Annotated in this window: 8 protein-coding genes and 1 pseudogene; 5 read left to right on the top strand and 4 right to left on the bottom strand. The window is 51.1% G+C overall.

What is annotated here, in order from left to right; all coding sequences use genetic code 11:
* A partial coding sequence (locus ACR0ER_RS23565) for an SDR family NAD(P)-dependent oxidoreductase (RefSeq protein WP_480770981.1) occupies positions 1 to 128 on the bottom strand: 128 nt, incomplete at its 3' end.
* Positions 129 to 373: 245 nt separating this feature from the next.
* Between ACR0ER_RS23565 and ACR0ER_RS23560 the strand changes: the two are divergent.
* Positions 374 to 1,615, top strand: a pseudogene (locus ACR0ER_RS23560) (Tm-1-like ATP-binding domain-containing protein).
* A gap of 449 nt (positions 1,616 to 2,064) precedes the next feature.
* Here ACR0ER_RS23560 and ACR0ER_RS23555 read toward each other — a convergent pair.
* The 3 genes from ACR0ER_RS23555 to ACR0ER_RS23545 form a co-directional block, all read right to left on the bottom strand.
* Positions 2,065 to 3,330, bottom strand: coding sequence for a flavin monoamine oxidase family protein (locus ACR0ER_RS23555; RefSeq protein WP_480770977.1), 1,266 nt, complete (start codon positions 3,328 to 3,330; stop codon positions 2,065 to 2,067).
* Between the two features lie 127 nt (positions 3,331 to 3,457).
* On the bottom strand, positions 3,458 to 3,721 hold the full coding sequence (locus tag ACR0ER_RS23550; protein ID WP_480770976.1) for a hypothetical protein: 264 nt from the start codon (positions 3,719 to 3,721) through the stop codon (positions 3,458 to 3,460).
* A complete protein-coding gene (locus tag ACR0ER_RS23545) occupies positions 3,718 to 4,923 on the bottom strand; it encodes an aromatic ring-hydroxylating oxygenase subunit alpha (protein ID WP_480770975.1) in 1,206 nt (401 codons plus the stop codon). Before ACR0ER_RS23545 ends, ACR0ER_RS23550 begins: the two co-directional genes overlap by 4 nt.
* A gap of 473 nt (positions 4,924 to 5,396) precedes the next feature.
* Here ACR0ER_RS23545 and ACR0ER_RS23540 point away from each other — a divergent pair, with 473 nt between their 5' ends.
* The 4 genes from ACR0ER_RS23540 to ACR0ER_RS23525 all read left to right on the top strand — a co-directional run bounded on the left by ACR0ER_RS23540 (position 5,397) and on the right by ACR0ER_RS23525 (position 9,538).
* Positions 5,397 to 6,506 (top strand): extracellular solute-binding protein, encoded by a 1,110-nt coding sequence (locus ACR0ER_RS23540; protein WP_480770974.1) that lies wholly within the window; start codon positions 5,397 to 5,399, stop codon positions 6,504 to 6,506.
* An 87-nt stretch (positions 6,507 to 6,593) separates the two neighbouring features.
* Positions 6,594 to 7,736: an ABC transporter ATP-binding protein gene (locus tag ACR0ER_RS23535; RefSeq protein ID WP_480770973.1), complete on the top strand. Its 1,143-nt coding sequence runs from the start codon at positions 6,594 to 6,596 to the stop codon at positions 7,734 to 7,736.
* Positions 7,737 to 7,786: 50 nt separating this feature from the next.
* Entirely contained in the window at positions 7,787 to 8,695 is a 909-nt protein-coding gene (locus ACR0ER_RS23530) for an ABC transporter permease subunit (protein ID WP_480770980.1), read from the top strand.
* Entirely contained in the window at positions 8,696 to 9,538 is an 843-nt protein-coding gene (locus tag ACR0ER_RS23525) for an ABC transporter permease subunit (RefSeq protein WP_480770972.1), read from the top strand. It begins immediately after the preceding gene.

Genomic DNA, 9,538 nt, shown 5'->3' with positions numbered 1-9,538 from the left:
ACCTTGGCAAGCTCTTCAGCATCTCGATCGACCAGTGCTACGCCCACTCCCTGACTGACCAACAAGCGTGCAGTGGCAAGTCCGATGCCTCTCGCAGCGCCTATAACAATGGCTATGTTTTGCGGCATGTAAATCCACCCCTGACATTCTTTTTTCCCGCCGTAGTTCTCACGCTTCGATGAGCTATTGGCAATAGCTGCCTCTCGTGCACCTCTCAGCATCGGGTAGAGCGGGCCGGAAGAAGACGTTCGCGGCACTTTGTATGAGTGTATGCTAGTTATGTCTTACCGGTCGTTCCGTCATACTCGAACCTGAGGCTTTGAAACGCCAGTTTTCATGCGCGGGTAATCTCGTGCGGACAGGGAGGGATAATATGGCAGACAAAACCATTCTGGTTGTTGGAACCTACGACACCAAAAACGACGAACTGGAGTTCATGGCGGAGAAAATTATTGCTCAGGGCGCGGCAGTGTTGACGATGGATGTCAGTGTTTTGGGTGACCCTGAGAAGCCGACAGACTATTCAAAGCACGATGTGGCCGAGGCGGGGGGCAGCTCCATCAAGGTCGCCATAGACAGTGGAAGCGAACATGTCGCCATGCAGATCATGTCACAAGGGGCCTGCGCGCTCACCCGACGGCTCTACGATGAGGCCAAGCTGGACGGCGTTATCATACTCGGCGGCACCATGGGTACGGACTTGTCCTTGGATGTTTGCCAATCTTTGCCAATTGGGGTGCCGAAATACGTGGTCTCTACTGTTTCCTTCTCGGCCCTGATCCCAGCGGAACGTCTATCGCCAGACATCCAGATGATCCTCTGGGCCGGAGGGCTGTATGGCTTAAATGCAATTTGTAAATCCTCACTGGCGCAAGCTGCAGGCGCGGTTCTGGGGGCGGCACGCGCAGCCGAACCGACCTTGGCGCCAAAACCGACGGTAGGAATTACCTCGCTGGGGACATCCTGTCTAAAATACATCAAGACACTGAAACCGAAACTAGAAGCCCGAGGCTATGAAGTGGCCGTATTTCACGCCATGGGCATGGGGGGCATGGCGTTTGAACAGATTGCGGCACAGAAAGGGTTTGTCTGCGCAATGGACTTTGCGGGGTGCGAACTGGGCAATCTGTTGGCTGGTTCAGTGGTGAATGCGGGCAAGGATCGCCACAGGGCTGCAGGTCGCGCAGGCATTCCGCAGATCGTGGCGCCAGGTTGTATGGACCTAATAGATTTTGCAGGGTGGCAAGAAATCCCCGAGCGGTTCCATGACCGCCTAATCCATACCCACAACAAGCTGGTCAAGAATACCTGCTAAAACGCTCAAGAACGTCGGGAGATCGCCCTAGAGCTGAACATGCGAATTGGCGAGAGCCAGGCACCAACGCATCTGATAATCCCCAATGGCGGTATCGAGGAATGGGACCGTCCTGGTAGTGACTGTCACGACCCCGAAGGGTTGGCTGCCTTCCTGGATGAGCTCAAGACGACCGTGTCACCCTCTGTAGAAACTACGGAAATCGAGAGTCATATCAATGATCCAGAGTTTTGCGTAAAGGCACTAGAAGTGTTTGATGTTTGGGTGGCTGAAGGCCACGTGGCAGAAGGCGTAAGGTGACCGTCTTGCCATTTTGTTGGATGTGCTTTTGCCGAGAGGTTGTGAGTTGTCAAAGGCACTGTGGACGACTTGCATCTTCACCACCGGTCAGCCACACAAAGCCACGTTTTTTGAAGAAAGTTATAGATCAGTTGAAAGTCAAGGAATGCTTTTTTGCCGCTTCTCAGAAGTCGCCACGCTTGGGTTTGAAGGTCCGCTTTGGCTGCCTGCGCCTCTCCGGCACAAACGGGCCAATGGCGGGAAAGTCCGCAGAGCAGACACAGACATTCTGCGACACTTAGTCTGGTTTCGTTCCTTACTGGGCATCCAAGAAAACTACTCAAAAGAGAGTATCTTACCCCATAGTGTCACCCCGCTGAAACACAGCCGCATAATGTTCGCCCAAAACTTCCAACCGCTTATAATATCTCTTTGATTGGATAGCTTGATCTGAATTGACCGCCAGGTGTTCAGCGTAACTGCGCCAACACATCTTCGGCAGCCCTTAATCCTTCCAGGTGAGCACCACTGACCGAGCATTGTTGGTTAGGATGCGTCGCTTCACCGGCGAAGTGCACTCGCTCTGCATGAGACTGGCGTAAGACAGCGCGATGGGTGTGGCCTCCAGGTTTGGCTCCAGCGTAAGAACCACGCACATAAGGTTCATTTCGCCAAGCGGTGGCGTGGCCTTTGACAAAGGCTTTTCTGACGGTCGTCCCGAAGAAACCAACTAGTGTTTCGATTGCATGTTCGATAGCGCTTTCAGGTCCCGCGTCTTGCAAATGTCTGGAAAAGCTTCCAGAGCTTTCAAAGCTGGTTAGGGCGGTGTTTGAGATGTTGCAAAGAAAACCGCCTCCGCGGGCTACCCCATTGGCGTCGGGTTCTAAGTGGTATGTCAGCCAAGTATCGGGTTGCACTGGCAAAGCTCCGGGGCGGAAAAGGAGGCCAGCGTGATTGTAGTCTCCCATAGTGATAAGCTCGAGCGCCGAGCGTCGGTCGGATTCTAGCGGGGGATCAAAGTGGATGATGTCTTCGGCTAGGACGCCGACGGAAACTGTTACAACTACGGTTCGAGCTTTGATCTTGCCAGTAGCCGTAGTTATCTGCACGCCTTCAGTGAGAGATTTTATTTCTGTGACCGGAGTTGCTAGTTTAATTGGCAGCCCCTGCGCAGTGCATGCAACGAGGTGACCGAAGCCTTCGCGGCAAAACCAATCGTCGCCGCCTTCCCATGCACTGATGTCTCGCAGCGATGTATCCGGCAAATCTCTGGCAATTGACAACGCGAATGTCATCGCTGCCGTAAATGACCATCGCCCTTTGTTCTGCCAAATGTCTGCCAAGGACCGGTCTGTTGGAATACCGGTGCTCGCTTCAATTTCTGCATCGATGCGCGCCGCCTCATTTATCGCGCTATGTATTTCATCGACTTCGTCCCAAAGAACGGCATCTTCCTCCAAGCCAAATGTCGTCGCGTTGTCAGGGGCTGCATAGAGATCAAGGCCAAGTGCGAGACCTGGAGCTTTCAGAGCGTTTACATGTTCGGTGTGCATCCAATGCGCACCCATGTCGAATGGGACACCAAAGATTTTCCTATCCGTGTGTGTGCGCCCCCCGACGCGGTTGGATGCCTCGAGGCAGACAACTGATAGTCCTGCCGCCTTGAGAGCACGAGTAGCTGCAATTCCTGCTGCTCCAGCGCCAACGACAACGACGTCAAAGTCATGAGCTCTCAATGATTTCGCTCCAACAAATAAAGTGACCTGAAGGACAATTTCCGGAGTGAGCTTTCGCTTCTTCGGCTTCGTGAGACCTTACAGGAATCTGAATTGTCCAATAGTTTTGTCATTTGCGTAGAAGCAGTCATGCGTCGGTGCTTGCGCTTAAATCGCAAGCAAATTGTGGAATTGAAACGCCCTCGTATCTAGCCAGATCGAGCGGATCTTCCGTGTCAAACTTGCTGCATCTTCGGTATACTTCCAGCATCTCGGCAGAAAGCTTGCCGATCTTAAAAAAATACATCGCTGCAGCATACCTTGTGGCGCCAGAACAAGGCGTTCCGATAGCCGTTGTCAGGAACTGCCTTTGAGTTTCTGCTTCTGACGATTTGAAAACACCTTTCGTCACGATTTCGTCTCAGCCAACAATTCATCATTTAACGAGGCAACTTCATCCTCTCCGGGCGTTACTTCAGAGTTATAGATGGGTAGTATTTTCCTCAAATGGTCGTGATGGGAGCGCACGCCGTACTCAAGATCAGAAAGATAGAAGCCCTCAAAAGCCTCTGAGGCCATGGCTTCGTTTGACCATATCGTCAGTTGAATATCTTCTTCCACTGTTTCTCGATCAATCCGAGCGGCAAGGTACCGTGCCGCTTTTTGTTGGCGGTCTTCGGTTGGATTTCGGTATGTTGCGCTTCGAAGGATGGACATTTCTATCGTGACCGGAAATTCCTGATAAAACAAGGTTGTCTCAGGCGTGACCGCTATTACCGCATTTGGAAAAATGCCGTAGTAGAGCCAAGTTTTATGTAAGTGCTCAGGTAGGTGAGGCTGTGGCTTTGTGAATTTCTTGTAGTTGCGAACGGCCCACCGACGACCCTTCGTCGGAGTGAATTTTCCATCGGAACGTGAGATGCCATCGACATATGGTTCATCTGCGTAAGTCGAGCCATATAAGTCCTGAAGGGCAGGGTGCGCGAGAGGGACATGATATCCTTCGTTGTCGACATCTCTGATTGATTTCCAGTTTACCGGAGTTTCCTCCGTCCATATTCCGTCCGTCGGAACATGTTCGGCCATTTTGTAGGCAGAGATTTCCTGTTCAATCGGGGCAAGAAGTTCCGCTACCGATGGCTGGGGGCCGGGTTTGAATCGGATAAAGACAAATCCCTGCCAGATTTCCATTTCGATTTCTTTCAGGCCAAACTCGTGCTTGTCGAGATCGGGGAAGGACTCGGGGCGGGCGGCGCCACGCAGTGTTCCATCAAGATTGTAAACCCAGCCGTGAAATGGGCAGACCAGAGCGTTCGCACATTTTCCTTGTTCTTTGGACACGAGCCGAGAACCGCGATGACGACAAACGTTTAGAAATGCTCGGATGTCTGAATTGCTATCCTTCAATATCAGTGCACGTTCGCCGCACATGTCAAAACTTAGAAAGCTACCGGGTTCCGGGATGTCGGAAATATGGCAGGCTATTTGCCAGTGAGTTTTGAAGAGTTCGCTCTTTTCGAGCTCAAGAAGAGCGGCGCTGTGATAGCACCACCCCGGCAGCCCGCGTCGATCCCAATTGGCGGGAACCTCAGTATTTCTGGATTCGTCACGCATCCGAACAATCCGCATAGTTTGATTTGGTCAATCTGTGTCTCGGTTGGCTGGGCGAACTCAAGCATGCAGTCTTGAAAAAACAGTTGGGTTAGTCACCCTTCGAGTGACTGTAGGTTTCGCCCAATTTGGATTGCGCGTCAACTATTACTGACTGAATGATCATTCAGAAATGTTCTTCAAAATGCGCTTGTGACTCTTTTTGAGATTAGGGTTATAGGAAATTCTGTATAATTTTTGTTCAGATTGAACGGTTTGTGTGGGTTTGATCAGAATTAAACCGACTAAACTTGACAGCGGAGAATTCATCGGACTACCGTTCTGAATGATCAGTCAGATAAAGTCATCTTGGCTGGCGCGGATGGGGTGCAAGATGATCGCGCCTGCAACATGAGGCGCGATCCTTCGAAACAGTGTCTAGCAAACAAGGCAAGCGAAATTACTGCAGCCACCACTCAGGGAGAGGAAGCGAAGTTATGAACTCAATCAGGAAAGTTGTCGGAACTACGTTTTTAGCAGTAACGGCTACTGCAATTTCGGGATCAGTATATGCGCAAGAACGTGTGTTGAAGGTTACGAATTGGGGAGAGTACATCGCCGAAGACACTATCGAGAACTTTGAAAAGGAATACGGCATCAAGGTTCTTTATGATCCGTATGACTCTGCCGAGGCAATTGATGCCAAATTATTGGCAGGAAACAGCGGATATGACGTGGTTAGTCATGCGGGCAGCGATACGGCTCGGCTGATTAAGGCAGGCATCGTCGCTCCACTCGATATGTCGAAGCTGGACAACATAAAACACATCGACCCGGCGATCATGGAACAGTTGGCAAGTGAATGGGATCCGGGCAATCAACACTTCATTCCATATATGTGGGGTACGCACGGCGTTACCTATAACGAGGAATTGGTTAAAGAGACATATCCTGATGCCCCCATTGGGTCGATGGAAATGGTTTTCGATCCTGTGCATATGAAAGAGTTGTCCAAGTGTGGCGTTTCGTTCTTGGATTCTCCGGGGGACATCATCCCAATGGCTTTGGCGCATATGGGTCTGGATGCGAATTCCACAAACAAGGAGGACTATGAGAAGGTTGGGGAAATGCTGGCCGAAATCAGGCCATACATCAAAACCTTCGATAACTATGCGTATCAGCGGATGCCTCAGAAAGAGTTCTGTGTCTCAACCACTTGGGGCCCGGATGGTCTTCTTGCGATGTCAGGCGCGGCTGAAGCCAACACTGGGGTAGTACTGGACTTTTTCCTGCCCGAAGGTGATCGCACGGCGCAGTTGTGGATAGATGGTTGGTTGATCCCAGAGGACGCCGCAAACAAAGAAGACGCTCATCTTTTCTTGAACTACATGATGCGACCCGAAGTTGCAGCAAATGATAGTAACTTCACCTGGTATGCGACCGCCAACCTGTCGGCCAAGCCAATGGTTGATGAGGCTGTCACCTCTAGTCCGGCCGCTTTCCCGACATCAGATCAGGTTTCCAAGATGTATACGACTGCCGTTCTTCCTCCTAAGGTCGAGCGTTTGCAGACACGCACTTGGACTGACTTCAAAGCCGGTAACTGATCCACTCACGCTGGCAAATGCAGTAGCGGATCCTGTTTGATCGCTGCTGCACTTTTGAACCCATACTGGCATACCGCGAGGCCCAATTTGACTGTTTCCACAACTGTCAGTGCAGCTCCTTGGCTGGAGCAACAAGAGCAACAACCCTTGGTTCAAATCAGAGGTGTAACCAAGAAATACGGTGAAGTGACCGCCGTCGATAACGTCGATCTTGATATCTACAAGGGAGAGTTGTTCTGCCTTCTGGGGGGATCGGGATGCGGAAAGTCGACACTGCTTCGAATGCTCGCTGGGTTTGAGGATTTGAACGCGGGCACGATCACCATCGACGGTGTTGATATGGCCGATGTGCCTGCCTACGAACGTCCGACTAATATGATGTTCCAAAGCTATGCGTTGTTCCCGCATATGACGGTCGAAAAAAACGTGGCTTTCGGGTTGGAGCAAGACCACGTCCCGAAGTTCGACATAGCGGACAGGGTTCACGAGATTCTCAAGCTCGTTGAACTGGAAGAATTTAAAAAAAGAAAACCAAAGCAATTGTCTGGTGGACAACGGCAGCGCGTCGCACTGGCGCGGGCCCTAGTCAAACGGCCCAAGCTTCTGCTCTTGGACGAACCTCTGGCCGCGCTTGACAAGAAGCTGCGCAAGCAAACGCAGTTTGAGCTTGCCAACATTCAGGACAAGGTCGGTGTCACATTTATTGTTGTGACCCACGATCAGGAAGAAGCGATGACTTTGTCGTCGCGAATGGCAGTAATGGACGCTGGTCGCTTCAAGCAGATTGGCACACCGACAGAGATCTATGAGTTCCCTGAGTCCCGCTTTGTCGCTGACTTTATCGGGTCAGCAAACATTTTCGAGGGTAGGGTCATCGAGGATGGCGCGGATCATGTTCGGGTCGAGACCGAGTTCTGCGAAGTATTCATTGATCACGGTCATTCGGTAAAGGAAGGCAGCAAAATTTGGGTCGCTTTGAGGCCCGAGAAAATTCGCCTTGATAAAGCGGATCCGGCCACTGAGGGTGCTAACCAGACATCGGCTGTCATCGACGACGTTGGGTATTTGGGAGAAACGTCAATTTACAAGGTGAGGCTGCCTAATGGCGAAGTCTTCGACGTTACAATGCCCAACCAGTCTCGCCCGACTCATGCCACTAAGCGGCTAACTTGGGAAGACAAGGTGAATATCAGTTGGGATCCGTCTAGTGCGATGTTGCTGCACTCATGACGGATTTCACTGAGGAAATGTCCGAACCGCTTCCGGTTAAACGACAGCCCATGCTCCGTTTGGTGATGCGGCGCATACAAAATAGGTGGCGTCAGATCGTCACCGTTGTGCCGTTTCTCTGGCTGCTCGTTTTCTTTCTAGCGCCGTTCTTTATTGTCGCCAAAATAAGCTTGGCCGAACTGGCGATTGCAAGCCCTCCATTCACTAGTTTGATTGAGTGGACGGGCGACGGGATCATGACGATCCGTCTAGTGTTCGACAATTTTATCTACATCTGGGAAGACAGCCTATACTTTGATACTTACGTCACTTCTCTCAAAATTTCAGTGACCTCCACGTTCTTGTGTCTCTTGTTTGGTTACCCCATCGCCTACGCAATTGTACGATCGGGGCCAGTCGCGAAGCCGCTATTGTTGTTTGCTATTATTCTTCCGTTTTGGACGTCCTTCTTATTGCGTGTCTACTCATGGATGGGCCTGCTTGCGGATCAAGGCACGATCAACAATCTTCTGATAGCGCTGGGTATAATCGACGAGCCAATCCGCATGCTTTACACGGAATTCGCCGTCTATATCGGGATCGTCTATACCTATATGCCATTCATGATCCTGCCGCTCTACGCGAATATGGAGAAGTTGGACAACAGTCTGAACGAAGCGGCTGCCGATCTTGGGTCCCGGCCAACGAACACGTTTTTCAAAATTACTTTGCCGCTGACGATGCCCGGTATTGTCGCTGGTTCACTGTTGGTCTTCATCCCTGCGACCGGGGAGTACGTTATCCCCGATCTGTTGGGGGGCGGAAACGTGCAAATGATTGGTCGCGTTCTCTACAACGAATTTTCTAGAAACAGTGACTGGCCTGTCGCTGCCGCTGTGGCGATTGTTCTGCTGTTCATTCTGGTGCTCCCCATCATGGTTTTTCAGCACTACCAAGGCAAAGCATCGGAGGAGCAATAAATGTACGGTAAACGCTCCCGCTTTTTAACCATCATGCTGACCTTGGGACTGGCATTCTTTTACATCCCTATGATCCTATTGGTCATTTACTCATTCAACTACTCCAAACTCGTACCTGTTTGGGGAGGATGGTCCTTGCGTTGGTACAAGGAACTCTTCCAATCTGCCGAAGTCTGGAGTGCTGTTTCACTCAGTATTCAGATTGCTGTTGTGAATGCTACTTTTGCGACTGCGTTCGGCACCTTGGCAGGACTGGCTATGGTGCGTTTTGGGCGATTCAAGGGGCGGACGTTGTTTGGTGGTATGTTGGTCGCGCCTTTGGTGATGCCCGAGGTGATAACCGGATTGTCCTTGTTGGTTTTCTTTATTTCCCTGAACCAGCTGATCGGATGGCCGGCAGAACGTGGTTTTGCGACGATTACCATCGCGCATATTACCTTTTCAATGGCGTACGTGGCGGTGACAATTCAGGCGCGTTTGACCGGCGTGGGGCAAACTTTGGAAGAAGCGGCTGCCGATCTTGGAGCAAAACCGTTCAAAGTTCTGACTGCCATCACGATTCCACAGCTTACACCAGCCCTTATTTCCGGCTGGCTATTGGCGTTTACTCTGTCTCTCGATGACTTGGTCATAGCAAGTTTTGTTACTGGCCCAGGTGCAAATACCTTGCCAATTTTGATCTTTTCGCGCATTCGACTAGGCCTCAGGCCGGATATTAATGCGCTGGCGACCATCATGATCCTTGTGATCGCCATTTGTGTCGCTATCGCAGCTATCGTTATGTTCCGGCAACAAAGGGCGGATTTGCTGGACAGGCAAATGGCTGAACGAGAGGAGAGTTAA

It is taken from the genome of Ruegeria sp. CH8 (assembly GCF_056536985.1).
Note: the sequence above shows the minus strand (reverse complement) of the source record. Positions and strands in the feature narration are given on the sequence as shown.